Source organism: Achromobacter sp. D7-1 (assembly GCF_059760445.1).
The window spans coordinates 1-17,242 of the sequence record NZ_JCBAMT010000121.1; the positions used below are offsets into that span (position 1 = coordinate 1).

Genomic DNA, 17,242 nt, shown 5'->3' on the forward strand with positions numbered 1-17,242 from the left:
GCCCCGGCGGGGCCGTCCTGCGGACTTCGTGAGCGTCCCCCGGACGCTCACAGGTGCCCTTAAGGTCCCCGCCGCCAGGGCGGCGGCGGATCCCTTAAGGCCACCACACAGAACGCACCCTGCGGGTGCGGGTATCTCTTTGATTTTTTGTTGTTTTTCTTGCAAAGAGCGGTTTTCTACTGTCTGACAACGAAAACGAGAATGGCTTGGATACCCGCACAAACATTAGCGCTGCGCCGTATACAAACGCAGTTTCTCTTCTAAGAATCTCGATCAGCAATTGCCGGTCGCGACAAATCCGCGACGGGACTGCGACACAACCGTGACACAACCGTGACGCGACCGTGACGCGACCGTGACACAACCGTGACACAACCGCCACAAAACTGCGACGCAACCACGACACGACCACCGCGCCACCGGAGAAGTGACGGCTAGGTCCGAAAAGCCCAGCGCACAAATGTGGGCTTCCCTGCTTTTTTTGACTAAACACCGACCTGTGGGGGGGAGGTCGCAGAACCATCGGAAGCGGTCTATGGTAGATGCCGGGTCTCGACCCGCAGTGGCCACGAAATCCGCGATCGCGAAGATCTCCTTCGGACTTGAGGCTAGCTAAGAGCGCCAGTCCACTGTCGCTGTGATGCGGAAGCGGCCGGCCCCTTGCTGCGTTGTGGCAGAGTGTGTATATATGTAAGTGGCCGCACCAACGAGCCAACGGGGAGGGGCTCTATGAAGATCGTTCAGGTCAAGATCGCGAACTTCCGCGGGATCGCGGAGGGTACGGTCTATTTCGATGGACACAGCGTGCTCGTCGGCGACAACAATGCGGGGAAATCTACGCTGCTAGAGGCGATTGACCTGGTGTTGGGACCAGAGCGGCTCTCCCGTCGCCCAATTGTGGACGAGCACGACTTCTATGCGGGCCACTATCTCCGTGCTGACGAGCAGGCGATCCCGCTGTTCATCGAGGTCATTGTCGCAGATCTTAATGATGATCAGATTCGGCACTTCCGCGAACATTTGGAATGGTGGGACACAAAAGCGAAGACGCTACTGGCCGGTCCGCCGGTCGAGGGCACCGACGCTGCTGGGGTCGGGCCCGCACTGCGCGTCTTCTTCCGCGGCGCCTACGACGCGGAGGAAGACGACTTCGTGGGCAACACTTTCTTCGCGCTGCCCGCACCAATTGGTGCCGCTGAGTACCAGACATTCCGCGCCGCTGACAAGCGCAAGTGCGGCTTCCTCTACCTGCGAACGGTGCGCACCGGCTCGCGCGCGCTTAGCCTGGAGCGTGGCTCGCTGCTCGACGTGATCTTGCGCCTTCAGGAGTCGCGCCTCAAAATGTGGGAAGAACTGTTGCGTTCACTGCGTATCCTGCCGGTCGCAGAAGAGCCCGAGCTCGGCGTCACCGGGCTGCTGTCCGAAGTGCAGGCCTCGGTTAAGAAGTTCGTCCCGTCTGACTGGGCCGAGGAGCCGCACATGCGCGTCTCGGATCTCACGCGCGAAACGCTGCGCCGAACGCTGACGGTCTTCATGGGCACAGGAGCGAAGCGCCCGGATGGCAGCACCTACGCTGCTCCGTATCAACACCAGGGCACTGGCACCATCAATACGCTGGTGCTTGCGCTGCTGTCCATCATCGCCGAGCTTAAGCAGAACGTCATCTTCGCCATGGAGGAGCCCGAGACAGCGTTGCCACCGCACACGCAGAAGCGCATCGTCAACAGCGTACGTGAGAAGTCAGCGCAGGCCCTCTTCACGTCGCACTCCCCATACGTACTTGAGGAGTTTGAGCCAGCGCAAATCAAGGTGCTCAAGCGATCGAGGGGAGTACTGACCTCAGTTTCCGCCAGCCTGCCGCCAACGATCAAGCCGAAGGCCTACAAGGCAGAGTTCCGGGCGCGCTTCTGCGAGGCACTGCTCGCTAAGTACGTCCTCATCGTGGAAGGACGCACGGAGTTCGATGCGCTGCCGGCGGCCGCTCGCGCGCTCAGCCAAACTGAACCACAGTATTTCAAGTCACTCGAGGCGCTTGGCGTGGCTGTCATCGATGCCAAGACGGACTCCCAGGTCGCGCCGCTTGGCAACTTCTTCAGGACTCTGGGCAAGACAGTCTTCGCGGTTTTCGACAAGCAGGATGAGGCACAGCTCGCCCTCATCTGTGCTGCCGTCGACTACCCGTACGAGTCACATATGAAGGGATTCGAGTCGCTGGTGCTGCAGGGTACCAGCGAAGACGCGATTCGGCGTTACGCGCTGGGCGTGGTGGCGGACGGCGATTGGCCACCGCACCTGATTCGCGTGACGCCGAATGCTGAGTCTGATCTGCAGACGCTCAGGGAAGCACTGTCGGAGTACTTCGCGTGGGGCAAAGGTAGCGGCCAGGCTGCCGATCTGCTGACGTGTTGCACGGGTTGGCAAGAGATGCCTGAATACATAGCCAGGTGCCTGCATGGCATATTCCGGGTCATCGAGCCTACCTCTCCAGAGCCACCTGCGCCTTCCATCGAACCCTCCGCGGCCTGAAAGTCATGGTGTTGAGTCCGCAAAAGCTCACGTTCCTGGCGTGTCCGGGTCACGCATTGGCCCTCGCCGGCCCAGGGGCCGGTAAGACCCACGTCGCGCTCATCAAGGCTCAGCAGCAGATTGCCAGCGGAACCTTGAAGCCCGGCCAGAAGGTGCTATTCCTGAGCTTTGCAAGGCCAACGGTCGCGCGCATCCTCGAGAAGGCGGCGGAACTCATCTCGCAGGATGAGCTTAAGCACCTAGAGATCAACACTTACCACGGGTTCGCCTGGAGCATCCTGCGTAGCCACGGCTACCTGTTGAGCACTGCTAGGGCCATAACACTTCTCCCGCCACCCGAGGCCGCGGCTCACTTTGCTGATGTAGACGCCAGCGCCCGCGAGCAGGAGATGCTTCGCCTGTTCGAAGAGGAGGGGCGGCTGCATTTCGACATGTTCGCTCGGCTGGTCGCACAGCTTTTCCAGCGCGGTGACCGATTGGCGACAATTTACTGTGACGCCTATCCCACGGTAATCCTGGACGAGTTCCAGGACACCAATGCCGATGAGTGGGCGCTGGTCCGCCAGTTGGGCCGACATAGTCGCCTCATCGCGCTCGGAGACCCCGACCAACGCATTTACGAATTCCGGGGCGCCGATCCACGTCGCTTGGGGGATTTTGTCGAGGCGTTTCAGCCGTCGAGCTTCGATTTCTCAGGTGAGAACCACCGAAGCAGCGGGACAGACATCACCACCTTCGGCAACGATTTGTTGACTGGTCGGAACCGTGGTAGGACCTACACCCACGTGAAGATCGTGCGGTATGGCTTCCGCAGGAACCAGAGCCCGCACTTCAGGGCGAAGGCGGAGGTGCTGGCCGCACTCAGGCGCCTACGCGACCAGCCCAACACCTCGGTGTCTGTACTTGTGCCATCCAAGGCATTCATGTTGCAGTTCTCGCAGTACCTGTCTTCGGAGCTGGATGGACTGCCCGCAATCCGGCACGACGTGGCGATGGACGCGGAGTCGCCGTCACTGGCTGCAAACGTCATCGCCGTGCTGCTGGGAGGCGGCTCTACTGCGTCGCTGGCGTCGCGTCTAGTCGCCACGCTGCACACTCACATCCGTGGCCGTGGTGGCAATAAGGCTCCTGCGCAAGCGGAGATGGGCCTCGCTGGCGCGATCGGTATTTATATGTCGACGGGAAAGATCCGGGGCAAGAATAGGGAACTCATCGTTACGGAATGCCAGAGGATCGCGGCCGTACGCGCGAATTTAATACTCTCAGGAAACCCCGAGGAAGACTGGGCTGTAATGCAAGAGCTGATCGCCACGTCCACCGCTCCCCAAGTGGCCCGGGTGGCCGAGGACGCGCGTTTTCTTCGCCTGCTGCACAGAGGCTCCGCGCTGCGCACCGCGCTAACTGTGATGTGGCGGACCCGGGGCGACTATGTAGGTGCAGAGGCGGCTCTGCGCGAGGCCTTGCTCCAGGAGCATTTCGTTGCCGCGCAGAAGGAGTGGCGCGGGCTGCACGTTATGACGATCCACAAGGCCAAGGGGAAGGAGTTCGATGAGGTCGTCATCTACGAGGGGACGTTTTCCGGGCGAATCTTGGCTGCTAACGCTGACTCTAGGCGCATCGCGCAGTCGCGGCTGGCGCTGCGCGTTGGGGTTACGCGGGCCATCCGCCGCGCGACGATCGTGACGCCCCTGCGCGATGGCTGCCCTTTTCTCTAGTCAGAGCTGCACCTCTGAGACAACGATCCAACCGCGTGAAGGTCCGAACGAAGTCACTTAGTCGGATAGTCCTATCCGCCAATTGTCACTGACCATCTGAGATTAGTTGACTGCTTTACCGCGGTTGAGTTCGTTGCTTTTGTTCATAGCGTCGAACCACTCCGTAATGAAATCCACGAAAACTCGGACGCGGGCAGGCAAAAGCCGCGTGGTTGTCAGGACATAGAGGGGCTGAGGTTCTAATTCCCAACCAGGCAGGACGCGTTGGATTCTGCCAGATTGCTCGAGCGCGTCGGCCTGTGTTTGGCCAATCGGACCGATTCCCATATCTTGCATGACCAGATCTCGGATGACTGCACGACTGTTGGTCTCCACTAGTGGCGCGGGCCGAATCGACGTAGTCTCTGCACCATTCTTCAAGAGCCAGCCCTGGGCGGGATCGCTGATCGGTGACAGCAGGCAGGTATGCGACTCAAGGTCGGAGGGGCGCTCGGGAGTTCCATTGTGGGCGAGGTAATCAGGCGTGGCGTACAGTCGCCAGTGCAGCATAGTGACCCGTCTTGCTATCAGTCGCGACGAGGGAGGCGGATCTCCGATGAGGATACTTGCGTCGTAACGCGTTGCCAACAAATCCGGAAGAACGGATGACAAGCTGATGTCAAAGGTCAGTTTGGGGTGGGCCGAGCGGAGCGGGGCAAATAGGCTTTCGGCGAAGTAGGCGGCGAAGTCTCCTGGCATGCTGATCTTCAGTTGCCCCGAGGCTTCGGAGTTTTCGCTGTCCAAAGCTTCATTGACCGTATGTGCCATTTGCAGGAAGTCGTCGATCTGCTGCAGATAGCGCGCCCCTACCTCTGTGAGATCGAGGCGTCGCGTGGTGCGATTGAATAGTTTGACGCGGATGTTCTCCTCGAATTCAGTAATCCGCCGAGAGAGTGTCGACGTGGGGATTCCGGTGGATTCAGAAGCCTTGGTAAAGCTCCCGGCCCTTGCTACTTCGGCGAACAACGCCATATCTCTCAGTCGGTCCATGTCTCTCATAATTCCGTACCCCTTTTGGTGTGCTTACCCACAGGTTTTCTAACGCCTGTCGAATTCATAAAAATGGTTGCTTTCATGGAGTCGAGACTGGGGCGGCGCACTCCTGTCAACGTCGACAGACAAATTCGCGCTATGCCCCGTCGCCACGCAAGGTGGTCAGCTCGATGTGCACGAGCTTGCTGTTGAAAGCGTAGCTGGAGCCAGCCGATACGCTCAGCGGCGACAAACTCATGAGCAGTGTTTGCGTTGTGCCCAACGCGCGGCATTCATGTGGATCCGGAAGAACTCTGTTCGCATCAAGCTTCATTGACACTCGTCAACACCAGCGTGGCTTTAAGGCGTGGGCACGGCTAACTCAAGATTGACCTTCTGGGTTGCAGGAGTTCGGGCAGGTCGCATTCGCCCATAAGCGACAACATCTCGCGCTCGATTGTGCGCTTAAGGGCATAGAGAGGAAGGCAGTTTGGCTCGACGCCAAACGGCGACTCCAGTTCATGACCCAGTGCATCAAGGCCAAAAAAGGTGTAAGCCGTAAGCAGCGCTGGCACGACCGTCCACCAGTCCAGAGATCCCGCAAGGGAGAATGGGAGCATTACGCAAAAGACAAGTGCCGTGCGGTGAAGCAGCAGTGAGTAAGCGAACGGGACTGGCGTTGTCGAAATGCGCTCGCACGCAGCCTGAACTTTAGAGAGCGAACGGATCTCTGTCTCAAGGACGGAATAGTGAAGCGGGTTTAGGACGCCTTCCTGCATTAGCGATAGCAGCCGTCGACCCATCCGGTCGAGCACAGTATTGGTTGCGTTGGGGTCCTTCGGTCCGACGCCGATACTTATCCACGGTTCGATAGCGGCGATCTCATCTTCACTTCGAAGGCGTGCTGTAAGTCCACAGGCAAATCCGCAGATGCCGTGAATCAAGTAACGTCGATCCTCGTCGGGCAGAAGAGAGGTCTGCCGTGCGAGAGAACGTGCAGAGATGATTAGCTCTCCCCAGAGCTGTCGTCCCTCCCACCACCTCGCATAACACGCATTATTGCGGAAACTCATAAAGACGGAGAGTGCGATGCCTATCAAGGTGAACGGAACCGTCGAGATATGAGCGAAGATTCCAGGGTGGGCTTGAGCGGCAAGGACTGCGATTACGCTGATGATAGCAATGGCAGCTAGCCTACCCGCAATGCGCGGCAGGACAGAGCCGCTCACGTTGAAAGCGATATCTTTGAAGCTTGGTTTTGATCGTACGATCATGGCCAGATTCTCAACAGTTCACTGAAACAAGGATCCACTACCTAAGTTTTGAGGATGACGCGAATGACTAGCGCTGCCGCTCCCAGCGTCAAGACGCTGGCTGCCCAGATAATGATCATCCAAGCGACTCGTCGACCGAGAGATTGGTGATTTTTCATCAGTGGTATCCGTGGGTGCCGACCTTGCCACGGAATACCCAATAGGACCATCCGGTATAGGCAAGAATGATGGGGATGATGATGGCCGCACCCACAAGCATGAAGAGTTGGCTTTGCGGCGGAGCTGCCGCATCCCATATTGTCACCGAGGGCGGAACTACGTAGGGGTAGATGCTGATGCTCAAGCCCACGAAACCGAGGAGGAACAATCCGAGTGCCATCGTGAAGCAGACGTAATCTGCGCCACGTTTTAGGCTCCAAAAAAAAGTCATTGCACAAATTACCACCAACAGTGGGACCTGCGCGGTGAGGAGCACTCCCGGCATAGCGAACCAGCGTCGCCAATAGTCGTTGGCGAGAAATGGAGTGGCCGCGCTCACGGCACAGAGAGCGACTAGCGTGGCCACACCGAGCGGTAGAGCAAGATTCCGCGCACGCTGTTGCGTGCTTCCGTCGGTCTTCCAGATTAGCCAAGTTGCGCCGAGAAGGGAATAGCCGACTACGATCGCCGCGCCGGTAAGTAGGGTGAACGGGCTCAACCAGTCTAGCCAACCGCCGGCATAGGCATCTTTGTCGACTCTCACCCCTTGCAATATGGCCCCAAGCGTCATTCCCTGTGCGAACGCGGCCAATAAGGAGCCAAGGCTGAAGGCTGTATCCCAGAGGGCCCGATGCCTCGAATCCCGCCAGCGGAACTCGAAAGCCACCCCTCGAAATATGAGGCCGAGCAGCATCGCGATAATGAGCGGATACGTCGCGGGCAGGATGATGGCATAGGCGACTGGGAAGGCGGCAAACAGGCCGCCTCCGCCCAAAACTAGCCATGTTTCATTACCGTCCCAGACCGGCGCAATCGAATTCATCGATTGGTCGCGTTCCTCCCCAACCGAAAAGATCGGGAAGAGGATGCCGATGCCGAGATCGAAACCGTCCATTACGACATATGCGAAGACGGCGAAGGCGATGATTCCTGCCCAAACAATTGTGAGGTCGATGTACGCCAAATTCATGTCAGGTCTCCTGATCGGTCGACGCCGCGATAGCCGCAGCCGGTGTGATGCCTGCAGCACGTTGCGGTACTCTGGGCGGTTGCGACTCACCTGATTGAGGAGGTTTTGCCATCATGCGGAGCATGTAGTAGGTGCCGGCACCGAACGCGCCAAAGTAGACGATGATGAAGGCAATGAGAGACGTCGCGACAGCAGCCGCGTCGAGCGGGGAATGGGACTCTGCGGTTCGCAGCAGGCCATAGACGGTGAAGGGTTGTCGCCCAACTTCGGTCGTGACCCATCCCGCAATAACAGCGATGAAACCCGATGGTCCGAGCGCGATTGCGGTGCGGTGCAACCAACGCCATTCGTAGAGCTTGCCACGCCAACGGGCGAGAAGGCTCCAAATCCCCAACCCGAGCATGGCGAGGCCCATAGCCACCATGATTCGGAACGACCAGAAGACGATCGGCGTAGGAGGCCAATGATCGCGCGGGAAGTCGTTGAGGCCCGGGAGTGGGGCATCGGGGTCATGTTTGAGTATCAGCGATCCCAGATTGGGGATCTCGATCTTGGCCCGTACTACCGCGTCCTCATCGCTTGGTAGACCGAAGAGGATGAGCGACGCGCCCTTTGGGCTAGGCTCATAGTGACCCTCCATCGCGAGAACCTTTGCCGGCTGGTGTTCCAGTGTGTTAAGGCCATGCTGGTCACCAGCAATGATCTGAATCGGTGCAACGATAGCGGCCATCCACATCGCCATCGAAAACATCTTACGGGCGCCGAGATTTGACGGGGTTCGCAAGAGATGCCACGCTGCAACCGCTCCCACGACCATCGCTGTTGTCAGATAGGAAGCAATAACGGTATGGACAAGACGGTAAGGAAAGCTCGGATTGAAGATGATCGGAAGCCAGGAGCCGGCAGGGACGAACTGGCCCTTGTCGTTAATTGCGTAGCCCACTGGCGTATGCATCCAGCTATTCACTGAAATGATCCAGGTCGCTGAGATTAGTGTCCCGAACGCGACCATACAAGTGGCGAAGAAGTGCGGTCCTTTCCCAACCTTGTTCATTCCGAAGAGCATCACTCCTAGGAATCCTGCCTCCAAGAAGAAGGCGGTTAGAACCTCATAGGCCATAAGCGGGCCGATGACTGGACCGACCTTTGCCGAGAAAACTGACCAGTTCGTCCCAAACTGATAGGACATCACCACACCAGAGACCACGCCCATGCCGAAAGCAATGGCGAAGATCTTGAGCCAATAGCGGTAGAGATTGGCGTAGACAGAGTTACCCGTCTTTAGCCATAACCCCTCCAGCACCATAAGGTAGCTTGCTGTTCCTATGGAGAAGGCAGGGAAAATGAAGTGGAAGGAAACCGTAAACGCGAATTGTGCGCGGGCCAGGATGAGTGCGTCGAGATTTTCAAACATCAGGTTTCCTTCAGCTTTTTTCAGCCGTCCACGGAGTACATGTACTTCTCAAAGTCGCAAGTACGTCGTTGGAGACGAAAGCGCCCAGTTGATCGAGATTTCATCATACTGGGTACTGGTATGGAGTATCAAGAAAAATATGAAGATCTCATTGCGTTGGGTGACTTATCGCTGCAAACACATGATTCCCAGGAAGATGCGACGGACCTACGCGGCATCTTGTCCGTTTTGCAAATGAGCATGCTCTCCAAAGCTCGTCCCGAAATATCGAGCTATGGCAGCAGTGTGGAATCGACGTTGCGACCGTGCGACTGGGATACCGTTGGCGGCAGACAGACAACGCGTCAGGGCATGCGATGCGCTTGCATAACGACAAAAAGTTGGAGGGTCAATCCCTATCCGTGCCATCTACGACGCTTAGGAGCTCCCGGTTCGGATTCCCGGTTCGGATCGTGCTAACTCTTGCGAAAGAAAGGGAGCGGTCCGGCTGTCAGATGTTCGGGCCACCTGTTGAGGAGATCCCGCCACCACGATGCTGCCGCCGGCGTCGCCCGCGCCTGGTCCCACGTCGACCACCCAATCGGCCTGGGCCACCGCGCGCATATCGTGTTCTATCATCACCACGGTATTGCCGGCATCGACCAGGCGCTGCAACTGAACCAGCAGCCTGTCGGCATCCGACGCATGCAGTCCGGTGGTCGGTTCGTCGAGAATATAGAGGCTGCGTCCGCGTTGGCTGCGCTGAAGCTCGGTCGCCAATTTGATGCGTTGCGCCTCGCCACCGGAAAGCTCCGTGGCCGGCTGCCCTAGGCGCAAATAGCCCAGTCCGATATCGCGCAGCAGTTGCAGCGGCCTTGCCACGGCCTCTTCACCTGCAAAGAATTCGCTGGCTTCGTCTACCGTCATTTGCAGCACCTCGGCGATGTTGCGCCCGTTCCATTGAACCTTCAGCGTGGCCTCGTTGTAGCGTGCGCCGTGGCAGGCCGGGCAGGGCGCGTACACGCTGGGCATGAATAGCAGCTCTACGCTGACGAAGCCTTCACCTTCGCAAGTTTCGCAGCGCCCCTTGGCCACATTGAACGAGAACCGTCCGGCGTCGTAACGGCGGCGCCGCGCATCAGGCGTAGCGGCGAACAGCTTGCGCACGTGGTCGAACAGGCCCGTGTAAGTGGCCAGGTTCGAGCGTGGCGTGCGCCCGATCGGCTTCTGGTCCACTTGCACCAGGCGCTGCACCGCATCGACGTCGCCGGCCAGATGGCCGCCGGTGGTCTCGATTACCGCCGGCCCTTCGCTGGCGCCGCCTTCGGCCGCGTCATCCTCGGGTTCGTGGCCCAGGTGCAGCAGCACCAGCTCCGGGAGGGCCTGTGCGACGAGGCTGGATTTGCCCGAACCCGAAATGCCGGTGACGGCTGTCAGCACGCCCAGCGGAATGCGCGCATCCACGCCGCGCAGATTGTGGCGGTGGATACCTTGAAGGTCCAGCCATCCGGTGGCTTCGCGTCCGCGGCTGCCAGGCGCGGGAATCTCGTCGAACAGGTAGCGCGCGGTACGCGATTCGGCGATCTTGCGCAGGCCTACCGGCTCGCCGCTGTAGAGCACGCGGCCTCCGCGCTCTCCGGCCTCCGGTCCCACATCCACCAGCCATTGTGCGCGGCGCATCAAGTCCAGGTCGTGCTCCACCACGAAAACCGAATTGCCCGCGTCGCGCAACCTGTCGAGTGCGTCGTACAGGGCTTGGCTGTCGGAGGGGTGCAGGCCGGCCGAAGGTTCGTCGAGCACGTATACGACACCGAACAGCAGTGAACTCAGTTGCGTGGCCAGCCGCAGGCGTTGCAACTCGCCGGCGGAAAGGGTCGGCGTGGCCCGGTCCAGCGTCAGGTAGCCGAGCCCCAGCCCGCGCAGTTGGCGCAGGCGCGCCATCACGCTGCCGGCCAGGCGTTGCGCGGCGAGGCGTTTTTCTTCCGATAGCGCGGAGGTGCGGCGCACGTCGGGCGATACCGCATGGACTGCACGGCCGGAGGCCGCACGTTCGGCGCGGTCGCGCCGGGTTGCCTTCTTGTCTGTGGCCGCGCCCGCCGTATGGGCGCGGAAATCGCCCTGGGAGATGGGTTCGAGCAAGGCCGCCAACCGGTCCAGCGGCATTTGCATGAATTCGCCGATGTCCACTCCGGCGAAGGTGACCGACAGCGCCTCGGGCTTGAGCCGTTTGCCGTGGCAGGTGGGGCAGGGCTTGCCCTCCATGAACCGGGACACGCGTTTTCTCATCAACGCGCTCTGGGTATTGGCAAAGGTGTGCAATACGTAGCGCCGGGCGCCGGTGAAAGTGCCCATGTAGCTCGGTTCCAGCTTGCGCCTGAGCGCCGCGCGGGTTTCGGCGGGCGTGAACCCCGCATATACCGGCACCGTGGGGGTTTCCTCGGTGTACAGAATCCAGTCGCGGTCCTTCTTAGGCAGGTCCTTCCATGGCCGGTCAACGTCGTAGCCCATGCTGACCAGGATGTCGCGAAGGTTTTGCCCTTGCCAGGCGGGCGGCCAAGAGGCGATTGCGCGTTCGCGTATGGTCAGGGAGGGATCGGGCACCATGATCGCCTCGGTCACCTCGTACACATGGCCCAGGCCATGGCAGGTCGGGCATGCCCCCTGCGGCGTGTTGGGCGAAAAGTCCTCGGCATACAGCATCGGCTGATTGGCCGGATAGGCCCCAGCGCGCGAATACATCATCCGGACCAGGCTGGACAGGGTGGTCACGCTGCCCACGGAGGAGCGCGTATTGCTGGCGCCGCGTTGCTGCTGCAACGCGACCGCAGGCGGCAGGCCGTCGATCGCATCGACGTCGGGCACGCCGGCCTGGTCTATCAGGCGTCTTGCATAAGGGGCCACGGACTCGAAGTAGCGCCGCTGCGCCTCGGCATAAATGGTGCCGAAAGCAAGCGAAGACTTGCCGGATCCGGATACGCCCGAGAACACCACCAGCGCGTTGCGTGGGATGGAAACATCCACTTCTTTGAGGTTGTTCTCGCGCGCCCCGCGCACCTGCACGAGGCCGCTGGCCGCGGCGACACAAGAGGATTCGCCGAAAGAAGAAGTTGGCATGTTCTTATCCTGTAGTTCATGAGGTAGCGAGGGGCCAATTGCGGAGGAGATCAGTCAGTCTTCCACACTTTGGGGTGCCGTTTCATCGAGCGAGCGCAGCCACGCAAGTCTTTCTCCCAGCTTGCGCTCGACGCCTCTGTCCGTTGGCTGGTACCAGCCCGGCCGTGTCACGCCCTTGGGCAAATAGGTTTGCCCCGGGGAGTAGCCGTTCGGCTCGTCATGGGCGTAGCGATAGCCTTCCCGATATCCCATCTGTTTCATCAACTTCGTCGGCGCATTGCGCAGATGAAGGGGAACAGGCTTGGAGCCGCTGTTCTTTACAAACGACTTGGCAAGGCCCCAGGCGGTATAGGCGGCGTTCGACTTAGGTGCCAGGGCGAGGTAGGTAACTGCCTGGGCAAGCGGAATCTCGCCCTCGGGAGAGCCCAACCTTTCGTAAGCTTGTGCAGCATTGAGCGCTAGTTGCAAAGCCTGTGGGTCAGCATTGCCGATGTCTTCACTGGCCATAACCACCATGCGGCGGGTCACCTGGCTGACGTCACCGCTACCGTCGAGCATGCGGGCCAGCCAATATAGAGCCGCGTCGGGGTCCGAGCCCCGAAGCGACTTGTGGAAGGCGGAGAGCTGCCAGTAGAACTCGTCGCCGCCCTTGTCGAACCTGCGCAGGGATGGGCTGGTGGATTGCCCGGCGAACTCGCCATCGACCACGGCCACGCCAGCGCCCAATGCAGCATTTACCACCTGCTCAAGCAGATTGAGCAGGCGTCTGCCGTCGCCATCAGCGAACCCTTTGAGCAGATCCAGCGCGTTCGCGTTCAGCGTAACGCCCTGGAGATGCGCCAGCGCGCGCTCATAGAGCTGCTGCAGTTCGTCGCTGGACAGCGGTTCCAGGGTATAGACCTGCGCTCGCGAGAGCAGCGCGGAATTGACCGCCAATCCAGGATGTTCAGTTGTGCCACCCACCAGGGTCAGGAGCCCCGATTCGACATGGGGAAGCAGGGCATCCTGCTGCGCCTTGTTGAAGCGATGGATCTCATCGACGAAAAGCACCGTCGACCGACCGTGGTTGTCCAGTTCGGCCTGGGCCTCGTCGATGGCTTGGCGGATGTCCTTCACCCCAGCAAGCACTGCGGAAATGGCAATGAACCGGCTGTTTGTCGCACTGGCGGCCAGACGCCCGAGGGTGGTCTTGCCCACGCCAGGCGGTCCCCAGAGGATGAACGAGTGCAACTTTGCCGCTTCGAACGCGAGACGCAACGGCTTGCCAGGATCAAGTAAGTGCCGCTGCCCGACGAATTCGTCTAGCGTCTTGGGGCGCAGGAGTTCGGCCAAGGGAGGCTTGGGCTTTGTCGTGAATAGGTCAGTCAAGTTGAACTCCCTGGCATTTTTTGAAAATAGTTCCGATGACGCTGGTCCTTTAATCCAAGGATCCGGATTTGCCCAACGCCATAGGCTTTGACGTGTGGTCCTTGTTTGGGCTCGCCCGCATGATGATGCGAGAGCCCCGGTAGCCGATGCTGTGGTTCCACACCCAGCTCAAGGCAACGCTAAGGCGATTTCGCGTGCCGATGAGGAAGTAGATATGCGCGAGTTTCCAAATCCACCATGCAAAAGCGCCGCGCAGTTTCACTCGCCCCATATCGATGACCGCCAGGCTACGGCCGATGGTGGCCAAGTTTCCCTGATGTCGGTACTTAAAGGGCTCGTCGCTGGGCTTGCCCTTCAAGCGCCGCCCAATGAGGCTGGCGACGTACTTGCCTTGCTGTTTCGCCGCTGGAGCAATGCCAGGGACAGGTTTTCCATCTGGCATAGTGCACGAGGCCGTATCGCCGATGGCAAAGATCTCCGGATGACCCGCCACCGTCAGATCGGGCCTAACGACGACTCGGCCAGCACGATCGGATGCCGCGTTCAGCCAGCGGGCAGCCGGAGACGCCTGGACCCCGGCGGCCCACACGATGGTCTTCGCCGAAAGAGGCTTGCCGCCATACACCACGCCCTCGGCCGAGCATTCGGTCACCGGAGTACCCAGTACGACTTCGACCCCTAGCTTCTCGAGTGCCTGGCGCGTATAGGCCGAAAGATCCTCTGGAAAGACGGACAAGAGGCGTTGGCCGGCCTCGATCAGGACAACACGCGACGCGCCGGGATCGATGGAGCGGAAGTCGCGCGCCAACGTGTCTCGTGCAAGCTCAGCAATGGTGCCGGCCAATTCCACCCCGGTAGGGCCGCCGCCGATGATGACGAACGTCTGCAGAGCAGCACGCCGCCGAGGATCGCTCGTGCGTTCGGCTTCTTCGAAGGCTGCGAGGATGCGCCCTCGAATGGTCGTGGCATCTTCCAGCGTTTTCAGCCCTGGAGCGAAAGGTTCCCATTCGTCATGCCCGAAATAAGCGTGGGTCGCGCCTGTGGCGAGAACCAGAGTGTCGTAGGGTTGGCGCGATCCATTATTGAGAATGACTTCGCGTGCTTCCTGGTCAACACCTTCTACTTCGGCCATCAACGTGTTGACTTCCGGCCGATTGCGAAAGAGATAACGAATGGGCCAAGCGATCTCCGAGGTAGAGAGGGACGCCCCTGCGACCTGGTAAAGCAAGGGTTGAAACAGGTGATGATTGCGCCGATCGATGATCGTCACATCGACCTCGGTGCCCGCTAGCTCGTTGGCAACCTCGATCCCGCCGAAGCCCGCTCCGATGATGACGACGTGATGCCGGTCTGTAGAGGTCTTTATCATGACCTGATCTCCTCTCGCTCAGCGGTTCAGCGCTGACGCATGGTGTGCCATATGCTCGCCAATGAAGCTGGCAATGAAGTAATAGCTGTGGTCGTGGCCCGGGCGCAGGTTCAACGTCAGCGGATGCCCCGTTTCTTCGCACGCTTTGCGCAGCAGTTCGGGGCGCAGTTGGCTCTCCAGGAACTCATCGTTCAAGCCCTGGTCCACCAGCAGCGGCAATCGTTCCTGGACGGTACGAATCAACTCCACTGTGTCGTATTGCTTCCATGCTTCCTGATCGCCGCCTAGGTAGGCTGCCAAGGCCTTTTGTCCCCAGGGCACCTGGGTCGGGGCCACGATGGGAGAGAAGGCAGATACGCTGCGATAACGACCTGGATTGCGCAGCGCGATGACCAGGGCTCCGTGCCCGCCCATGGAATGGCCGCTGATGCTCCGTTCCGTCGTCACGGGAAAGTGGGCCTCGATAAGCGCCGGCAGCTCCTGCACGACGTAGTCATACATCCGATAGTTCGCAGCCCAGGGGGCCTGTGTCGCGTTGACGTAGAAGCCCGCCCCTTGCCCGAGGTCATAGGCCGGATCGTTGGCAACGCTTTCGCCGCGCGGACTGGTATCCGGCGCGACGACGGCGATGCCATGCTCAGCCGCATAGCGCTGGACAGCGGACTTGGTGATGAAGTTCTGCTCTGTGCAGGTGAGGCCCGAAAGCCAGTACAGCACCGGCACTTTGCCATGTTGCACTTGAGGAGGCAGATAGACACCAACCTTCATCGTGCAGCCCAGCGTCGTCGATTCATGTTGATAGACGTCCTGCCAGCCATCAGAGCTGGCGTGATGTTCGACGCGTTCCATGTTTTCTCCAATGTTCAAACGAATGACGCGGTGGCGCCAAGATGGCAGATACTCAGGAATACTTCTCTTCCCCTGCCGGGTCGCCGTGGGAGTGTCTGATTCTGCGCACTGTCCACCAGATCGCGAGCATCACCACGGGGACCAAAACCGCCGTGACCGGCGCCACAACGTCGTGAATAACGGGAATACCCTTGAGCAGATAGCCAAGGAGACTCACGACGTAATATGAAATTGCTGCAACCGACAAACCTTCGACCGTTTGCTGAAGGCGCAATTGCATCTTGGCCCGGTTATTCATTGACGCGAGAAGGTCCCGGTTCTGGCGTTCGAGTTCAACGTCGATCCAGGAGCGCAACAGCGAGATGGCTCGATTCAGTTTGTCGGAGAGTTTGGCCTGACGCTCTTTCACCGATTGGCATGTCCGCATCGCCGGGGCGATGCGCCGCTGCAAGAAATCGCGCCAGGTACAGTACCCGGATACGGCTTCTTCCGAGAGCGCCTCCAACCTTTCCTCGACGATCTCGTAATAGGCGCGGCTAGCTCCGAATCGATATAGATTTGCTGCAACACCTGCTTCCAGCTCGGCAGCCAGGCGGGTCAATTCCGCAAGAAGGACGTCGCTGTCGCGCCTTCCCGCCAAACTCGTGCACATCTCGTCGGTGATCGCTGCGAGCCGCGACTCCATGCGTCGAAGTTCCGACGTCATCGACCGCGTCAACGGCAGCGAGAGCAACGCCAAGGTCCGATAGGTCTCTATCTCCAGAAGGCGTTGGGCCAGCGCGCCCGCCCGTGTGGGATTCAAATCGCGAGCGAGGATGAGGATGTGCGTTAGACCATCTTCGTCCTGCCGGAAGTCGGTCAAGATGGCGGCTGACCCATCCTCCACCAGCGAATAGCACAGGCTCGCGGGGTCAAACCGGTCGGACGCATTCTGCGTTTCCGGCGTCCATGGAAGTACGCTCAAACGGACGCCGGACACGACTGGGCCGGGAGGGACGAATCCGTGCTTGAACGGATTCTCGCCACATGGCTCTCCAGTCTTCGGATCAAGCGAAGCACACCAGAGATACGTCGAGAATTCCGTGTGCTTTTCGCAGTGCAGGTCCCCCTCATCCCATGTCAAGCCGTGAAGCGGCATTGCGTGGTCAGGCTCCGCAACGCCGAAGCGATGAGACAGCTCACTCATCGCCATCTGGTCCTTTGCAAGGTCGCCTTCGGTCATGAAGGCAAGCTGCAATATGCCTCGAGGAGCTTCAATCAACAGATGCGGGCGTGCGTGTACTTCGTCCACGGCGACAGCCCGATCGACATAGGCCGGCATGCCGTACACCGTTGCGACGGATTGTGCGGGCGTATCAATGTTGATCGGCTCGTTCATAACGACCTCATTTCTTATCGGTTGAAAAGAAGCGAACTTCGCGGTAGATGTCCGTAGCCGTGCACAAGGTGCACGGC

General features: G+C 59.7%; 12 protein-coding genes. 2 read left to right on the plus strand and 10 right to left on the minus strand.

The window, feature by feature from the left end:
- Positions 1 to 729: 729 nt before the first annotated feature.
- Together AC6LKD_RS30595 and AC6LKD_RS30600 are read left to right on the plus strand one after the other, a co-directional pair.
- Entirely contained in the window at positions 730 to 2,526 is a 1,797-nt protein-coding gene (locus AC6LKD_RS30595; protein WP_279993800.1) for an ATP-dependent nuclease, read from the plus strand.
- Between the two features lie 5 nt (positions 2,527 to 2,531).
- A complete protein-coding gene (locus AC6LKD_RS30600) occupies positions 2,532 to 4,241 on the plus strand; it encodes a UvrD-helicase domain-containing protein (protein WP_279993802.1) in 1,710 nt (569 codons plus the stop codon).
- A 102-nt stretch (positions 4,242 to 4,343) separates the two neighbouring features.
- Here the strand turns inward: AC6LKD_RS30600 and AC6LKD_RS30605 are convergent, their stop codons facing one another.
- The 10 genes from AC6LKD_RS30605 to AC6LKD_RS30650 all read right to left on the minus strand — a co-directional run bounded on the left by AC6LKD_RS30605 (position 4,344) and on the right by AC6LKD_RS30650 (position 17,165).
- Positions 4,344 to 5,270, minus strand: a complete 927-nt coding sequence (locus AC6LKD_RS30605) for a LysR family transcriptional regulator (protein ID WP_279993804.1) — start codon at positions 5,268 to 5,270, stop codon at positions 4,344 to 4,346.
- A gap of 359 nt (positions 5,271 to 5,629) precedes the next feature.
- Positions 5,630 to 6,526 (minus strand): bestrophin family protein, encoded by an 897-nt coding sequence (locus AC6LKD_RS30610; protein ID WP_279993806.1) that lies wholly within the window; start codon positions 6,524 to 6,526, stop codon positions 5,630 to 5,632.
- Positions 6,527 to 6,567: 41 nt separating this feature from the next.
- Entirely contained in the window at positions 6,568 to 6,735 is a 168-nt protein-coding gene (locus AC6LKD_RS30615) for a DUF2474 domain-containing protein (protein WP_341767762.1), read from the minus strand.
- Entirely contained in the window at positions 6,684 to 7,694 is a 1,011-nt protein-coding gene (gene cydB / locus AC6LKD_RS30620) for a cytochrome d ubiquinol oxidase subunit II (RefSeq protein ID WP_279993810.1), read from the minus strand. The genes AC6LKD_RS30615 and cydB overlap by 52 nt, the downstream gene beginning before the upstream one ends.
- A gap of 1 nt (position 7,695) precedes the next feature.
- Complete coding sequence (locus AC6LKD_RS30625) at positions 7,696 to 9,108, minus strand: cytochrome ubiquinol oxidase subunit I (protein ID WP_279993812.1); 1,413 nt, start codon at positions 9,106 to 9,108, stop codon at positions 7,696 to 7,698.
- 417 nt (positions 9,109 to 9,525) lie between these two features.
- The gene (locus AC6LKD_RS30630) at positions 9,526 to 12,201 is read right to left on the minus strand and encodes an excinuclease ABC subunit UvrA (protein ID WP_279993814.1); all 2,676 of its coding nucleotides are present in this window, start codon (positions 12,199 to 12,201) and stop codon (positions 9,526 to 9,528) included.
- A 54-nt stretch (positions 12,202 to 12,255) separates the two neighbouring features.
- A complete protein-coding gene (locus AC6LKD_RS30635; RefSeq protein ID WP_279993815.1) occupies positions 12,256 to 13,569 on the minus strand; it encodes a replication-associated recombination protein A in 1,314 nt (437 codons plus the stop codon).
- 49 nt (positions 13,570 to 13,618) lie between these two features.
- Positions 13,619 to 14,938 carry an NAD(P)/FAD-dependent oxidoreductase gene (locus AC6LKD_RS30640; RefSeq protein ID WP_279993816.1) on the minus strand — a complete coding sequence of 440 codons (1,320 nt, stop codon included), beginning with the start codon at positions 14,936 to 14,938 and terminating at the stop codon, positions 13,619 to 13,621.
- 18 nt (positions 14,939 to 14,956) lie between these two features.
- Positions 14,957 to 15,787: an S-formylglutathione hydrolase gene (fghA, locus tag AC6LKD_RS30645; protein ID WP_279993817.1), complete on the minus strand. Its 831-nt coding sequence runs from the start codon at positions 15,785 to 15,787 to the stop codon at positions 14,957 to 14,959.
- Positions 15,788 to 15,839: 52 nt separating this feature from the next.
- Entirely contained in the window at positions 15,840 to 17,165 is a 1,326-nt protein-coding gene (locus AC6LKD_RS30650) for a DUF3422 family protein (protein ID WP_279993818.1), read from the minus strand.
- Positions 17,166 to 17,242 lie beyond the last annotated feature (77 nt).

Excerpts from the sequence above, each read along its gene's own strand:
- AC6LKD_RS30595 (WP_279993800.1), top strand. The coding sequence starts at position 730 with ATGAAGATCGTTCAGGTCAAGATCGCGAACTTCCGCGGGATCGCGGAG.
- AC6LKD_RS30600 (WP_279993802.1), top strand. The coding sequence starts at position 2,532 with ATGGTGTTGAGTCCGCAAAAGCTCACGTTCCTGGCGTGTCCGGGTCAC.
- AC6LKD_RS30605 (WP_279993804.1), bottom strand. The coding sequence starts at position 5,270 with ATGGACCGACTGAGAGATATGGCGTTGTTCGCCGAAGTAGCAAGGGCC.
- AC6LKD_RS30610 (WP_279993806.1), bottom strand. The coding sequence starts at position 6,526 with ATGATCGTACGATCAAAACCAAGCTTCAAAGATATCGCTTTCAACGTG.
- AC6LKD_RS30615 (WP_341767762.1), bottom strand. The coding sequence starts at position 6,735 with ATGGTCCTATTGGGTATTCCGTGGCAAGGTCGGCACCCACGGATACCA.
- cydB (WP_279993810.1), bottom strand. The coding sequence starts at position 7,694 with ATGAATTTGGCGTACATCGACCTCACAATTGTTTGGGCAGGAATCATC.
- AC6LKD_RS30625 (WP_279993812.1), bottom strand. The coding sequence starts at position 9,108 with ATGTTTGAAAATCTCGACGCACTCATCCTGGCCCGCGCACAATTCGCG.
- AC6LKD_RS30630 (WP_279993814.1), bottom strand. The coding sequence starts at position 12,201 with ATGCCAACTTCTTCTTTCGGCGAATCCTCTTGTGTCGCCGCGGCCAGC.
- AC6LKD_RS30640 (WP_279993816.1), bottom strand. The coding sequence starts at position 14,938 with ATGATAAAGACCTCTACAGACCGGCATCACGTCGTCATCATCGGAGCG.
- fghA (WP_279993817.1), bottom strand. The coding sequence starts at position 15,787 with ATGGAACGCGTCGAACATCACGCCAGCTCTGATGGCTGGCAGGACGTC.
- AC6LKD_RS30650 (WP_279993818.1), bottom strand. The coding sequence starts at position 17,165 with ATGAACGAGCCGATCAACATTGATACGCCCGCACAATCCGTCGCAACG.